The sequence below is a fragment of the Polystyrenella longa genome (genome assembly GCF_007750395.1).
Classification (GTDB): Bacteria; Planctomycetota; Planctomycetia; order Planctomycetales; family Planctomycetaceae; genus Polystyrenella; species Polystyrenella longa.
On sequence record NZ_CP036281.1, the window covers coordinates 4,780,790 to 4,795,843 of the forward strand.

9 protein-coding genes and 1 other RNA gene are annotated in these 15,054 nt (G+C 50.6%); 6 read left to right on the plus strand and 4 right to left on the minus strand.

All coding sequences use genetic code 11. The features are described 5' to 3' along the window. Positions 1–60 precede the first annotated feature (60 nt). Positions 61–318 carry a hypothetical protein gene (locus tag Pla110_RS17770; RefSeq protein ID WP_144997691.1) on the minus strand — a complete coding sequence of 86 codons (258 nt, stop codon included), beginning with the start codon at positions 316–318 and terminating at the stop codon, positions 61–63. A gap of 487 nt (positions 319–805) precedes the next feature. Between Pla110_RS17770 and Pla110_RS17775 the strand changes: the two genes are divergently transcribed. The 3 genes from Pla110_RS17775 to Pla110_RS17785 all read left to right on the plus strand — a co-directional run bounded on the left by Pla110_RS17775 (position 806) and on the right by Pla110_RS17785 (position 6,776). After that, entirely contained in the window at positions 806–1,897 is a 1,092-nt protein-coding gene (locus Pla110_RS17775) for a sugar kinase (protein WP_197440263.1), read from the plus strand. Between the two features lie 139 nt (positions 1,898–2,036). Further along, complete coding sequence (gene xylA / locus Pla110_RS17780) at positions 2,037–3,347, plus strand: xylose isomerase (RefSeq protein WP_144997693.1); 1,311 nt, start codon at positions 2,037–2,039, stop codon at positions 3,345–3,347. Positions 3,348–3,452: 105 nt separating this feature from the next. Further along, entirely contained in the window at positions 3,453–6,776 is a 3,324-nt protein-coding gene (locus Pla110_RS17785) for a PVC-type heme-binding CxxCH protein (protein WP_144997695.1), read from the plus strand. Between the two features lie 197 nt (positions 6,777–6,973). Here Pla110_RS17785 and Pla110_RS17790 read toward each other — a convergent pair whose 3' ends face one another. Next, the gene (locus Pla110_RS17790; protein WP_197440264.1) at positions 6,974–7,894 is read right to left on the minus strand and encodes a UbiA family prenyltransferase; all 921 of its coding nucleotides are present in this window, start codon (positions 7,892–7,894) and stop codon (positions 6,974–6,976) included. Positions 7,895–8,245: 351 nt separating this feature from the next. Between Pla110_RS17790 and rnpB the strand changes: the two genes are divergently transcribed. Beyond that, an RNA gene (gene rnpB, locus Pla110_RS17795) (RNase P RNA component class A) lies at positions 8,246–8,628 on the plus strand. Between the two features lie 413 nt (positions 8,629–9,041). Beyond that, positions 9,042–10,496, plus strand: a complete 1,455-nt coding sequence (hemG, locus tag Pla110_RS17800) for a protoporphyrinogen oxidase (protein WP_144997698.1) — start codon at positions 9,042–9,044, stop codon at positions 10,494–10,496. A gap of 15 nt (positions 10,497–10,511) precedes the next feature. Here hemG and aroC read toward each other — a convergent pair whose 3' ends face one another. Then, positions 10,512–11,636, minus strand: a complete 1,125-nt coding sequence (aroC, locus tag Pla110_RS17805; protein WP_144997700.1) for a chorismate synthase — start codon at positions 11,634–11,636, stop codon at positions 10,512–10,514. Positions 11,637–11,908: 272 nt separating this feature from the next. On the opposite strand from aroC, the gene Pla110_RS17810 reads away from it, so the two are divergent. Continuing rightward, a complete protein-coding gene (locus Pla110_RS17810; protein WP_144997702.1) occupies positions 11,909–12,691 on the plus strand; it encodes a DUF1614 domain-containing protein in 783 nt (260 codons plus the stop codon). Positions 12,692–12,732: 41 nt separating this feature from the next. Here Pla110_RS17810 and Pla110_RS17815 read toward each other — a convergent pair whose 3' ends face one another. After that, the gene (locus tag Pla110_RS17815; protein ID WP_197440265.1) at positions 12,733–14,862 is read right to left on the minus strand and encodes a glycosyl hydrolase family 28-related protein; all 2,130 of its coding nucleotides are present in this window, start codon (positions 14,860–14,862) and stop codon (positions 12,733–12,735) included. Between the last annotated feature and the right edge of the window lie 192 nt (positions 14,863–15,054).

Sequence of the window (15,054 nt, forward strand, 5' to 3'; positions counted from 1 at the left end):
GCAGAGATCGCCCTCGACTGAACCGAACCGTAGATGATGCTGATGTGAATCCGCGATCGATTACCGGTAGAGAACAGCACTCGTCACTGGTTGCTCCATCAGTCGAAAGTGCGGTTTGTTGGCAAAGTCGGGTTTAGCAGGATGCGTCGCCAAGAAGTAGCCTTTACAGCGCGGGCATTCCAACTCTGTGCCCAGTTTATCCATTTGTAACTGGAGCGCCAAAAGACGAGGTGCAGACACATTATGATTGTTAATCTGGTATTCGTAAAAACAGTGCGAACAGCAGAGATCTATATTTGGATTGTAATCGAGAGACATCGGAGAACTCCGCATTACTGAACTTATTTGAAAGGCGAAAGACGATTTTCCAGTGCTGTCAACTCGAGGTGAACTTCTGCTGCAATTCTTACCTGGCAAAGTCAGGACTATCTTTTCATCCAATTATAAGATGAATACCTGCATAAAGAAAAGAGGTTAAAAAAGAGAGTCACTTCGCCGACATGACGGAGAAACAGTCACACTCGCCTGAAATCCCCGTAAGCAGACAGCGAAGAGACTCCCTGAAGCTGAGGATTTGTAGCTTAACTGATCCTATGTCATCTTGATGGCACACCTATTTGCGATTCTGTTCCGAATTTGGCAAACTATAAACCTTTATACGTAAGGCATTCTCTGGCAATACATCGAGATATGTAAAATCTGCCAAGAATGACGTAGAGTTAGATTAAAATCGACTTTCTAAGTCTTGTTTCTTTATTGGCAGCGGAGCAGAAGCTCCTAAATACATCACAATGAGGTAAAAACCTTGAGAATCGTCACCTTCGGGGAAGTCATGCTACGTTTGGCTTCCGAAGATTTTCTACGCATGCGGCAATCGATCCCGGGACGTCTCGATGCGACTTTTGGGGGAGGCGAATTAAATGTCGCGATCTCAGTTGCTTTTCAGGGTGGAAGTTCTGCCTATCTGACCGCGCTTCCAGATAACGTGATTACCGACTCACTTCTTCAGGATATGCGTAAGCTGGGAGTGGACGACAGTCTGGTACAACGGTCGCCAGTGGGCCGTTTTGGTATCTACTTCGTCGAAACGGGTGCCAATCAACGTGGGGGTACCGTTACTTACGACCGGGAATTCAGTTCGATTTCCATGGTTGAATCCGATTTCTTCCATTGGCATAAAGCATTCGACGGCGCCACTTGGTTTCATATCACCGGAATCACCCCGGCCATCAGTAAACAAGCAGCCGCATCGGCACTTGAGTCTGTTAAACAGGCCAAAGAGCGCGGCATTACCGTCTCTTGCGATTTGAACTACCGTGGAAAACTCTGGAAGTGGGAAGAGGGGACATCCCAGATTGATCTCGCTCGTAGAACGATGAAGGAAATGATGCCTTACATCGACGTCGTTATTGCCAATGAAGAAGACGCTGATCGTTCCCTCGGCATTAGCGCCAGTGAAACTGACATCGAAGCGGGTGAACTAAATATCGCCGGGTACGAAGAAGTCGCACGCGAGGTTGTCAAACAATTCCCCAATGTCAAAAAGGTGGCGATCACTTTACGAGAAAGTTATTCTGCGACGCACAACAACTGGGGAGCGATGCTGTTTGATGTTGCATCGGACCACGCTTACTTCGCTCCGGAAGACTCTTCCGGCAAGTACAGCCCATACGAGATCAAAAACATCATTGATCGCGTTGGTGCTGGCGATTCGTTTGCAGGCGGACTTGTAGTCGCACTGAATACGCCTGAACTTTCCGATCCACAAACAGCCATTCGGTATGCTACGGCAGCAAGTTGTTTGAAACATTCGATCAAAGGCGATTTCAACTACGCGACTCGACAGGAAATCGAAGCGCTCATGGGTGGCGCCGCTAGTGGTCGCGTTCAACGATAATCGAACTACGACCCAGGCTGTTGCGTGAGGAAACTGGCATCTCAGATAACCGTTGAGTTAAGATACTCCGAACGACGACTGCCATCTTTCCAACTTCATCCACTACTCTCTAATAAATCCATTAAGGGATCGATCGCTCATGGAATACTTCCCCGAAGTTCCAACTATCAAATACGAAGGGGCGGATAGCCGCAACGATTTCGCATTCAAACATTACAACCCGGACGAAACCGTCGCCGGAAAAACCATGCGGGAATGGCTGCGGTTCAGCGTTTGTTACTGGCACACCTTCCGTGGCACCGGTGCCGATCCCTTCGGCGCACCTACATTGGATCGGCCCTGGGATGACGGAACCGATTCGACAGAAAACGCGCTCAAGCGTGTCGACGTTGCCTTTGAGTTCATGGAAAAGCTGGGCGCTCCGTTCTACTGTTTTCACGACCGCGACGTCTCTCCCGAACGGGATACGTTAAAAGAGAGTAACGACGTCTTCGATAAAATCGCCGACAAGTTATTGGAAGCACAGAAGCGAACTGGTATCGAACTGCTGTGGGGCACAGCCAATCTGTTTTCCCATCCGCGGTACATGCACGGTGCGGCAACCAGCCCGAATGCGGACATTTTCGCCCATGCGGCCGCACAGGTCAAAAAAGCGATGGAAGTGACTCATCGCCTCGGTGGACAGAACTATGTTTTCTGGGGTGGTCGCGAAGGTTATATGAACCTGTTCAATACCGACATGAAGCGAGAACTCGATCATCTGGGTCGGTTCATGCACATGGCAGCCGACCACGCGGATAAAATCGGTTTTAAAGGAACATTCCTGTTTGAACCAAAACCCAAAGAACCGACGAAACATCAATACGATTTTGATGCCGCCGCCTGTTTGAACTTCATCCGCCAGTACGATCTGATGGACCGAGTCAAACTCAACATCGAGACGAACCACGCTACGTTGGCCGGTCATACGATGATGCATGAGCTTGCCTACGCCTCCATTCAGGATGCTCTGGGAAGTATCGACGCCAATACAGGTGACTTACTACTAGGCTGGGATACAGACCAGTTCCCAACAGACATCTACCTGACAACGCAGTGCATGCTGGTCATTATGGAACAGGGTGGCCTCGCCCCAGGTGGAGTGAACTTCGATGCGAAAGTCCGCCGCGAAAGTTTCGAACCGGTCGATTTGTTCCATGCCCACATCGGTGGTATGGATGCCTTCGCCCGCGGCTTGAAGATCGCTGCTAAAATCCGCGAAGAACATGTGCTGACTGATTTCGTATCCAATCGATACAGCACTTTCGACTCTGGGATCGGCGAAAAGATCGAAGCAGGCACCGTCGGCTTCAGTGACCTGGAGTCTTACGTTCTTGAAAAAGGGACACTCGAACCGAATCAGAGCGGTCGCCAGGAATGGATTGAGAACCTCATTAATCGTTACGTTTAGCACCTGACATGTAATACAATAATTTGAAGGAGCCGACGGAATTCATTACCAGCGGCTCCTTCTTTTTTAGCAACCCCCCATTATTTTTATTGTGGTTAAACGCCAATGCCTAGATTGCTGATTGCCCTCCTGCTTGTTGTATTGACGACTTTTTCCGTTTCTCTGTTGGCTAAAGTTCCATCGGAAACGGACACGCTGAAGTCTTCCAAAATTTCGGTGGAATCATCCCGGAAAGAAGCCGAACTATCAATGGAAGCCTTTCGTATTCCGGAAGGCTTCAAAGTGCAACTATTCGCCTCTGAACCATTGATGGCGAATCCCTGTGCTTTCTGCATCGACGAACAAGGCCGCTTTTATATCGCCGAGTCTTACCGGCAGGACAAAGGGATCACGGACAATCGTAGCCATAGTGAATGGTTGAGGGATGACCTTTCCCTTCAAACGATCGAAGAACGTCGCGAGATGTATCGCAAACATCTTTCCCCGGAAGAATTCGCCTTTTTCGGTCACGATGAAGATCGTATCGTCCGTATTGCTGATACCGATGGCGATGGCCTCGCGGATGAGTCTGTAATCTTCGCCGATGGTTTCAACGATATCGTTGAAGGAACAGGTGCAGGTGTCCTCGCCTGGGATGGCGATGTTTATTACACCTGCATCCCCAAAGTCTGGAAAATGCGAGACACCAACGGAGATGGAAAAGCAGACGAACAAAAGGCTCTCTCCGATGGATATGGAATCCGTGTTGCTTTTCGTGGACACGACCTGCATGGGCTCGCCCTGGGACCGGACGGCCGAATTTATTTCAGTATCGGTGACCGGGGCTACAATGTGATGACGGCCGAAGGGAACCATCTCTTTCGCCCCGAAACTGGAGCGGTCTTTCGCTGCGAAAAGGATGGTTCGGACCTGGAAGTTTTTGCTTACGGTTTGCGGAACCCACAGGAACTTGCCTTTGATGATTACGGGAATCTGTTTACGTGCGACAACAACTCAGACAGTGGTGACAAGGCTCGATTTGTGCATGTGGTCGAAGGTGGCGACACCGGTTGGCGGATGCACTTTCAGTATCTGAGTGATCGCGGCCCCTGGAACCGGGAGAAGATGTGGCATCCGCAGAACGAGGAACAACCCGCCTATATTATTCCGCCGATCGTTAACGTCGCCGATGGCCCTTCAGGATTCGTCGCTTACCCTGGAGTGGGATTGAGTGAAAGATATCAGGGGCACTTCTTTCTCTGTGACTTCCGGGGTACTCCCAACAACTCAGGAGTTCGATCCTTCAGTACGAAGCCGAAAGGGGCGAGTTTTGAAATGGTTGACGAGCACCAGTTCATCTGGTCTGTACTCGCGACGGATATCGACTTTGGATATGACGGATCAATCTATCTTTCGGACTGGGTCGATGGTTGGACCGGTTTAGGGAAAGGCCGTATTTTCAAATTCACTGACGAAAAACATTCTGCCGTCGCCGCTGCCGCCAAGACATCGGAATGGATTGCCGCCGACTATGCAGCCATTAAAGCTCCTGAACTGAAAAAGCTGCTGGATCACGCTGACCGTCGTATCCGTTTGAAAGCACAATTTGAACTGGCTCGTCGTGGCGACATTGAGACACTTCTGTTGGTCTTTAATGATCAAAATGCATCGCTATTATCAAGGCTTCATGCGACCTGGGGACTTGGCCAGATTGCTCGCACAGATGCTATTGTAGCCAGTCAGATTCGCTCCGGACTGAACTCGAAAGAACCTGAAATACGCGCTCAGACAGCAAAGATGCTGGGCGAAGCTGAAGACGGAGGTTCACTCAAGGGGCTGATTGATCTGACAATCGATGAGAGTCCTCGTATCCGAATGATGGCGGCCCTCGCTCTGGCGAAACTCAAACTTCCTCAGGCAACTCCGGCGATCATTAAAATGCTGGTTGAAAACAACAATCAGGATCCTATTCTGCGACATGCCGCCGTCATGTCCCTGACCACATGTCACACTGCGGACGAACTGTCACAACTCGGCAAGCATGCTACTCCGGCAGTCCGCTTGGCCAGCCTGCTCGCTCTGCGAAGACAACTCTCTCCATCCATCTCTCAGTTTCTGAACGACTCAGAAGTGAAAATCGTTATCGAAGCGTCTCGGGCAATTCATGACGAGCCAATTCTGGAAGCGATGCCGGCGCTGGCAGAACTTCAACTCACTCCCGAAACTGACGACGCCCTGGCACGACGCATAATTAATGCCAATCTGATCATGGGAGATCGTCCCTCAGCAGAATGTCTGATGTCGTTGGCAGCGGACTCCGAATTCAATGAAACATGGCGTACATTGGCGATTGATGCACTCAACGAATGGGCTGCTCCCGATGAAGTGGATGTCGTGCATGGAGACTGGCTCCCTAAACCGGAACGGAACGCCGATTATGTTCCTGAATTGCTGCGTCCTCATTTATCATCGTTACTGGCAGGCGAAGACGTTATCCGGAACAATATTGTTCAACTGGCAACAACTTACCAAATGAAGGAAGTTCTTCCTGAACTGCGTATCGATGTGAGCAACGCCATGTTAACTGACGACGCTCGCGTGACTTCACTAAAAGCTGTCTATGAATTGAACAAGGGTGAAGCAGAGGAACTGCTAAAAACGAGCTTAGCTTCTGAGTCTCCCCTTTTACGAACGGTTGCACTCACTTTACTGGCCGAGCGTAACCCGCAGGGAGCCCGTCCATTTATTGAGAAGGGACTGCTATCGGAAAATCATCACGAACAACAGCAAGCCATTCGCGCGATTGCTCAGTTAGATTCGACCGCCGCTAGTGAGTTGCTGCTACCATTGAATGAGAAATGGGAGTCTCACGAACTTCCCCCTTACCTCGAACTCGAGGTGGCTGAAACGACCGAGGCTGCGATTCAATCTGAGAAGGGTGCAGTTTCGGAACTGTCTCAGACTTTCAATACGATTCGTGACAGTTTTGTCGATCACCCCTTAAAATCTTATACCGTCGCTCAAGCAGGAGGCGATGTTGAACGTGGCCGCAACTTATTCCACAACCGCAATGATCTCTCCTGCCTGCGGTGTCACACTGTTGATAAAAAGGGAGGCGAAGTCGGTCCCAACCTAACCAATATTGGTAAGGAAAAGACTCCCGACTATCTCGTCGAAGCGATTGCTTTTCCTGACAACAAAATTGCCAAAGGGTTCGAATCGGCGGTAATCGTTACCGACGAAGGGAAGATTCACGTCGGTATCGTCCGTAATGAAACAGACGAGACGATTGAGCTCATCAAGGTGGACGGAGCGAAAATCACGATCAGCAAAGATGAGATTGATGAAAAAGCCCAGGGAAAATCGGCGATGCCAGAAGACTTGATTAAGAAAATGTCTTTGAGTGACCTGCGCGATCTGGTCGCCTATTTAAAATCGCTTCAAGGGTGATACCTGACTCAAACCGGGTGGCCCAGACAATCGCGCATACGTTGTCTGGGTGCCGGAGGCACACAAGGCGTTAAATGCACTTACGGGCAAGGCACTGAGGAAGCGATTCCTGTCGAACATAGGGGACCGCTTAGTGTTGCTACGCAACCCAGACAACGTATACGCAATTGTCTGGGCCACCCTTGCCATGAGAACGATCAGGTCACATATAACCGGCGACCGATCAACTTGGCGGGGAGAAACAGGCAGGCGGTGGCGATGGCATACCCGTAGCAGCCATGGAATGCGAGTATGTAAATTGCGTCGAAGAAGATGATCGACGTGAGCAATGTCCGCATAGCCAGTTGAACCTGGGCGGGACTGGGTTGACGTATCGCCGCGATAATCTTGCGACCAATCAGTACGAACACTGCCATCAATCCTGCAAAGGCGATCAGTCGATGAATGGGGAATGGGGCAACGGCGGTATCGTCGAGGTCATTTGCCGGCACGTACCAGAAGAATACCGCTCGCACCATCAACAGGGCGACAAACCCCAGGGCCAGGGTACCAATTTTCAGCTCGACAGGCGAACTTTCTTCTGCCTCATTGCGTCCGAACCAGGTCAGAGCGAGTACATACAATCCCGAAAGCAGGGCAACCGCCTGCAGCCCCGGTTCCCACAGATTTATCGCGAGACTTGCCCCCAACAGGACATTCAAATATCGACAGAGCCCCATCAGGATCGGTCCGACGATATAGACTTTGCCACCCGCGTCATACAAGAGCACCGACGCGGAAATCGCCAAGGCGATATACAGAGAATTTAAACTCACGAAAGACGCCGCGACAAATCCGACCAGCATCAAAATGACCGACAGCGCCAACGCGTGTTTGGGGCAAATGGCCCCACTGGGGATCGGTCGGAATGGGCGTTCTTTTGCATCGATATGACGATCAAAATAGTCGTTAAACGCCATGCCGGCCAGATAGAGCCCCGTTGAAGAGAGCATCAACAACAAAACAGAAGTTACTGGCAGCAGGTGTTCGTGCGTCAGCAGGTAACCAAGCCAGATGTTACTCCAGGCCGAGAAAAGGGCGGGCAGGCGAACAAGTTGGAACCAGGGTCGGAGAGACATAATGGCATTTGTAACGGAGAAGTACGGAAAGGGGTGGTCCAGACAATTGTGCATGCGTCGTTTGGGTGCCGTAGGCACACAAGGCGTTGAACGCTCTTAGGGGTGAGGAACAGAAGAATCAATTCCTGTCGAACCATGGTCACCGCTTTGTGGTGCTTTGCAGCCCAGACAACTCTTCGAGATTGTCTGGATACTCGACTTTGAATGGGGAAGTTCAGATCGTAACAGCCTGCCAGGGTGGGAATCAATCGACTGAATGAGGGCTTGGCATAAGTTAATCTGACCAAAGTCTCTTATTAGTAAGAGGTTACAAGCTGAAATGGGTCTGCAGGGAACGTACAATCAAAACTGAGAGTGGGCCGTGTGATCGCTGCGGGTCTATGATTCATAGACTTGCGGAGGAAAGTCCGGGCTTCACAGGACATGGTGGTGGGTAACGCCCACCGTCCGCGAGGATAGGGAAAGTGCCACAGAAAACAAACCGCCTGCGCGACCTCGGTTGCGTCGGTAAGGGTGAAAAGGTGCGGTAAGAGCGCACCAGCAGTCCGGGTGACCGGATTGGCTTGGTAAACCCCACCAGAAGCAAAACCAAGCAGAGGCAAGCTCGATTCACTCGAGCACGAGGCGGTCCGGTTCGTCTGAGTCTCGGGTAGGTTGCTAGAGGTGTCGGGCAACCGGCATCCCAGATAAATGATCACGCTCGACAAAACCCGGCTTACAGGCCCACTCTCATTTTTGTTTAGTCATTTGTTTGGAACCACAGATGAACTCAGATAGACACTGATTCTTACTGAAACAGGAAACCCATAACGTACTCGGCAGTGCGATGGGGGTACTCAATGCTCCGGGATGAGCGACCATGACCCAGCAGAGGCTTTCAGCACCGCTGATAAATAAATAATCTTTCCGATATCGAAATGGGCCAGATGATAAACTTTCGACGAGTCACTAATCTGAACGTAGGCTTCAATGATCTACTTTTCGTGAAATTGATCCGTGTTCATCTGAGTTTATCTGTGGTTTCAACCCTTTTCCTAAATCTGTGAACTTCATTCTTCTGTTGTCTGCAAAATTCGGTTCCAAGGCCCACTTACTTTTTGTTTGGATCTCTGATAGACACGAATTCTGAGATAGATATTTCGAACCAATGAACATCTCCACTTCTGAGAATAACCTAATAAAAGTCGCAGTGATTGGGGGTGGGATTAGTGGCCTGTCGGCGGCGAATCGTCTGCTGGAGATTTCCGCAGAGCAGGGGAGGCCAATTGATCTGACCCTATACGAAGCGACTGCGCGACATGGGGGATTACTTGGAACAGAGAAGGTCGGTGAGTATCTCGTCGAGCAGGGAGGGGACATGTTTGTCACCAACAAACCCTGGGCAGTCGACTTGTGTAAACGACTTGGTCTGGAAGATCAGCTGATCGAAACAGAGACAGGGAATCGACGCGCTTTTGTGCTGTCGAAAGGGAAACCGATTGAGGTTCCGCTCGGTTTCAACCTGATGGCTCCCGCCCGCATCTGGCCAATGATTGCGACGCCGCTGCTCAGTTGGAAAGCCAAACTGCGAATGGGATGGGAATACTTCGTCCCGCCACACAAGAATATTGACGAAGATGAAAGCCTGGCCAGCTTTGTCCGGCGTCGGTTGGGAACGGAAGCACTCGATAGACTGATTCAGCCGCTCGTGGGAGGTATTTACACCTCTGATCCAGAAAAACTCTCTCTCCGCGCCACGCTTCCCCGGTTTATTGAAATGGAACGGGAGCATGGCAGTTTAATTCGTGCTATGCGGAGGCAGGCGAAAAATTCCACCGACAATCGTGCCGCGACCGGTGCGCGATATAGTCTGTTCGTCACCTTAAAGGGAGGTCTCCAACAGCTACTCGACGCGTTACGGGAGAAGGTCGACCTCGAGGCGAATTACCAGACAGGGCACCGCTTGACCAAAATCGAACCGCTGGAACCGGGATATCGTTTGACGTTCGATGTTGCTCATTCTTCGGAGTCTGTGGTTACAGAAGTCGACCGCCTGCTGATCACCACGCCCGCCCCTGTCACGGCGAGACTCGTTGATTCATTCGCCCCGAGTCTGGCTGAACCTCTTGATCAGATTGATTATGCTTCTTGTGCCCTCGTCCTTAGCGGACATAATGTGAACGATTTTGATCACCCGATGGATGCGAATGGGCTCGTCGTTCCTTATGTCGAGAACCGCAAGGTACTGGCGATCTCATTCACCAGCCGCAAATTCGCAGGCCGGGCTCCCGAGGGGCACATCCTGCTACGTACGTTTGTAGGGGGAGCACTCCAACCTGAATTGCTGCTGCAGACAGATGACGAAATCAAGCAGTTCACGATGGCAGAGATTAAGGATATCTTCGGTCTCAAGAATGAACCTGACTTCATCGAAATCAGCCGGTACGAAGGAGCGATGCCTCAGTACCATGTCGGCCACACAGAGCGGATAGCCTCGATCCAGAAAGAGGCAGCCGTACTTAACGGATTCGAACTGGCGGGCAATATCTACGAGGGAGTTGGCATCCCCGATTGCATTCACAATGCAGAAGAAGCGGCAAAGCGATTATTGGCGACCAACTAAACAGCGACCTTATATCTATTGGTCGCTTCGTTGGCCCTTCCAACGTAACCAATGATCCGCGAGCACGATAGCAATCATCGCTTCCGCCATGGGAATAAACCGGGGCAGCAGACAAGGGTCGTGACGTCCACGTGTTTGAATCGTGGCCGGTTCTCCCTGTCGGTTGACCGTGGGTTGTTCGATAGGCAAGCTACTCGTCGGCTTCACTGCCGCTCTCAATATGATCGGCATGCCGCTGGTGATTCCACCCAGCATTCCGCCATGTTTATTGGACTTGGTCTGGATGCCGCCTTCTTTTTCAGCGTCTACACTGGTAGTGAATATATCGTTGTTTTCGGACCCACGTAAAGTCACACAACCGAAACCAATCCCGTACTCTACTCCCAAAACAGCGGGCAGGCTGAACAATGCTTTCGCGAAATCCGCTTTCACTTTATCAAAAACAGGCTCACCCAGTCCGGCTGGAACACCCGTGGCGACAATTTCGGCGGCGCCACCGATGGAGTCACCTTCTTTGCGAACTTTCTCGATTAACCTGATCATCTCGGCGGCGATATCTGGGTCCGGACAACGAACCACGTTTGCCGATCCGTCGGGAAGTTTTTCAACTTGATCCAAAGTAACTGAAGCCGGGTCAGCAATATTTGCTTTGATGTCACCGACTTGTGATACATAACCGACGACTTGGCCACCAAACTCCTGAGCAATCAGTTTTTTGGCGACGACACCGGCCGCGACACGGACATTCGTTTCACGAGCACTCGACCTTCCCCCACCACGATAATCACGAAAACCGTATTTGGCATCGAAGGTATAATCCGCATGCCCGGGGCGATAAAGGTCTTTGATGTTCGAGTAATCTTTGCTGCGCTGATCCTGATTGCGAATCAGGATCGCGATGCTTGTCCCCGTCGTACGACCCTCAAACACACCGGCCAGAATTTCGGGATGATCATCTTCTTTTCGCTGTGTGACAATCTTACTCTGTCCCGGCTTACGACGGTTCAAATCCGCCAGCAGATCTTCCTCGGTGAGTGGAATTCCAGCGGGAACGCCATCGATAATGACCACGTTTCCAGGACCGTGACTTTCGCCTGCAGTGGTAATGCGAAAAGATTGACCGAAAGAATTCCCTGCCATCGCGCTGAAATCATTCTATTGCGTATAAGAAGCCCAAGAGCTTCGCGAACTGCGGTTATGTAAAATATCAATACAAAGCTTAAGATTACACAAAGCCCAGTATAACGGATCGACCCCTGTTCTCACCACAAGTCAAACCTGATTTACCCGGTGATTTAAAGGTCCCTGCGCGAAATTGCGGGTTGATCTCTTTCGAAGAGTGGGAAATTCGTATAATCAGTCACAATAGTCATCTGAAAACCCCAAACAAACCGTTTGCCTGAAACGTAACAATGAGTCGCCCGACTGATCCGGACCCCCGATCCCCCTTTCGATTTACCTTACCGTCGGGAGAAAAGATCCCCGATTGGCAAATCCGGCAGTTTCAGTTTTCCGGTTGTCTGATTCTATTCCTGCTCCTGTTTGCCGGCTGTCTGCTTCCGCTGTTTCTGATTGATGTTGCCCAGCAGGCCTTGATCAATCTGAATCTCAGCCCCACTGGAGCGATTCTGGTTCTGCTCGGAATCATCATCGGATCGACAATTAATGTCCACATATCGCGCAGGCTGACAGGGCGGACCATTGATGTCTCTCCGCCGACGCCGTTTGCCCAGTGGCCACCCGCATTTTCAGGAAAACGACTTAATGAAGAACTGATCATCGCCGTGAATGTGGGCGGTTGCGTGATTCCAGCGCTACTGGGAGTCTGGCTACTGCGTCCGTTATTGGAGCAGGGGGGGAAGGTCGTCATGGTCCTGCTGATCGGAATATTGCTGAACAGCGTGATCTGCTACCTCGCTTCGCGCCCCATTCGAGGATTGGGCATTCTGCTGCCACTCTGGGTGCCAGCGCTCATCGCACTGCTGGTGCCATGGATCGGCTTAAACCATCCCATCTATGAATCGTTTCGTCCCGCGACAGCCTATTTGATCGGGATCAGCGGACCGCTACTGGGGGCAGACTTGCTTCGCTGGAAGGACTTCCATCAGATCGGATCGGGAATGGTCTCAATCGGTGGTTCAGGGACGTGGGACGGCATTTTACTCGCGGGGTTGGTCGGCGCTTTCTTTGCCTGAGAGAGATCGATCTGATCCACCTTTTTTAGTGATCAAGCTGCTTAATTGACCGAGTTCCCGTCTACAAAGCTATTTACGACGTTATACAGGAATAAGCCTTTGTCGTTCCAATGTTGGACTTCATTGTCCGTAATCGTCGCGTTACGAACGTCGTACTCGTTCCCACCGGAAACCACGATGCCCGACTTCCCTTGAGAACCAGAGACATCACTGGAATCCACTTTGATCTGCGTCGCATTTCGAACATCGATTCCTCGGTCGGCAGTATCACGAACAGTATTGCTGATCAGAGTCACCCGGTCTGCCCCTTTAACCTGAATCCCGATCTTCACCCGGTCCAGACCTTGGGCACTTCCAATTCCTAAGAGAGTGTTATTCGTGACTAGAACATCTCGACTTCGAATCGCTTCCACACTGGAATCGACGCCCCAGTTGTACGATGCCTGAATAAGAATTCCGGTGGATACCGTATTCCTGATGTTGTTACCAGAAATGGTTGCATCTCGAACGCCTGTCAGAACGATGCCACGGCCTTGTGCGTCCTGATGTTCCGTTACGCGGCCAATGATCGTGTTGTTCTCAATCGTTATATCATGGGGGGCGTAATTGAAATTGACACCGTATTGAGTTCCCGCATGCACTGCTATGGCATCATCGCCGAGATTACTTAATCGATTGTTGGAAATCACCAAACCCTGAAGAGGATAAGTCGGATAACTGGAATCGTTTTCAAAGACAAGCGGGAACGACGTGATTCCGTCACGACCTACATTCTCGATTGTATTATTCGTGAAAGTTCCGTTAATCAACCCATTGTTCGCGATACCAAACCCACTGGTTTTTCCTATAGTGACTCCCGTGACCAGAACGTTCTCCACTCGACGGAAGAAAATCCCGTGAGTCACATCGTGGTATGCTACACCGTAAGGATCGCCTGTGAATCCACCATAGAGGGCAAAGTCACGAAGTTCGATATTGGAGTCACCCGTCGTTTCATCAGAACGGTCCCGGTTTCCTAAATGGAATTCGCGTCCTTCGGACTGGTCATGCCAGGTGAATTGAAGTATGGAGTTGTTACCAGCCCCGTAAATTTTAGTATTCGAGGGAATGAGAAGTGGTTCACTGATTAGATATGTGCCGGCATTGATAAACAGTTCTCTTCCTTCGGCTGCATCGAACGCGGCTTGAAGTGCCGCCGTATCGTCAGTGACACCATCGCCAACGGCTCCGAATTGTTGCACACTCGAGTTCGTTCTCAGAATCTCAACGGATAACATCGCCCGATCTTCTACCCCGGCGCCCAATGCGGGATCATCAACCTCCACAGTCACATCCAGAACGCCATTATTTTGAGCATTCAGAACAGCGCCCGGTCGTAACATAAGATGGTTGTTATTGATCGAAAACAGCCCTGCATCATCTCCCACGATTCGAAGATTATTCTCGCCGATACCGTCGTCAAAAATCACAATCTCAGCGATAACGATTCCGTTAGACGTATCCACGTCCTCAACCAAAGTCGCAATGGGATTCTGGAACTGAATGTCAGGAGTGGAGTTAATCACATCTGGAATCAATTTGATGATCTTGTCGATTCCCGATCCAACATCGAGCCAATCCCCATCAAACTCATCAACCAACCGGTCGTTACCACTTCCACCATGAAGTTCGTCGTAACCGTTTTCGCCATTCAGGTAGTCACTACCATCGTTTCCATCGAGGATATCTCGACCGTCGCCACCATATAACTGATCACTGCCGTCTGCACCGATAAGATGATCGTTTCCATTATGCCCTCGAAGTACATCATGGCCACTGCCCCCGTGAAGTACATCATTTCCACCACGTCCCAGCAATCGGTCGTTTCCTTGATCTCCATAGAGGAAATCAGCCAGGCCGCCACCATAAAGCAAGTCATCGCCGAACCCTCCGTACGCCGTCGATGGCAGATCGGTATCATTGCGAAAAGAGTCGTCGCCATTCTCACCCTGAAAGTAGATGGATTTAATCCCGTTAAGATTAAAATCTCGCGACACTTCAACATTGCCTGTAGAAATGGACGCGCGAATGCGACCATTTCCGATCTCACTGATGACGGCAACGTCATTCTGGTCGGTCCCTTGCATCACTACCACGCCGGCTCCCGACAACGATAGTTGCGGAGTCAACATGCAACGGGATTCCAGACGTTCAGCAGCAAAGGAAGGTTCCAGACGCTGACGTTTTCGAGGAGTTTTCAGAAAGTATTGATGTACAAATTGAGGCAGCAGATGGAGGAGTCGAGTCATAATTAAAGAAAAACTGGCATCGAAATAATGCCAAAATGGTCAATATTAAATGAGGAGGAGTTAATTCAGACAGGC

What these genes read in the sequence shown, in the direction of transcription:
- Pla110_RS17770 (WP_144997691.1), bottom strand. Translation starts at nt 318, where the DNA reads ATGTCTCTCGATTACAATCCAAATATAGATCTCTGCTGTTCGCACTGT.
- xylA (WP_144997693.1), top strand. Translation starts at nt 2,037, where the DNA reads ATGGAATACTTCCCCGAAGTTCCAACTATCAAATACGAAGGGGCGGAT.
- Pla110_RS17785 (WP_144997695.1), top strand. Translation starts at nt 3,453, where the DNA reads ATGCCTAGATTGCTGATTGCCCTCCTGCTTGTTGTATTGACGACTTTT.
- Pla110_RS17790 (WP_197440264.1), bottom strand. Translation starts at nt 7,894, where the DNA reads ATGTCTCTCCGACCCTGGTTCCAACTTGTTCGCCTGCCCGCCCTTTTC.
- hemG (WP_144997698.1), top strand. Translation starts at nt 9,042, where the DNA reads ATGAACATCTCCACTTCTGAGAATAACCTAATAAAAGTCGCAGTGATT.
- aroC (WP_144997700.1), bottom strand. Translation starts at nt 11,636, where the DNA reads ATGGCAGGGAATTCTTTCGGTCAATCTTTTCGCATTACCACTGCAGGC.
- Pla110_RS17810 (WP_144997702.1), top strand. Translation starts at nt 11,909, where the DNA reads ATGAGTCGCCCGACTGATCCGGACCCCCGATCCCCCTTTCGATTTACC.
- Pla110_RS17815 (WP_197440265.1), bottom strand. Translation starts at nt 14,862, where the DNA reads ATGTTGACTCCGCAACTATCGTTGTCGGGAGCCGGCGTGGTAGTGATG.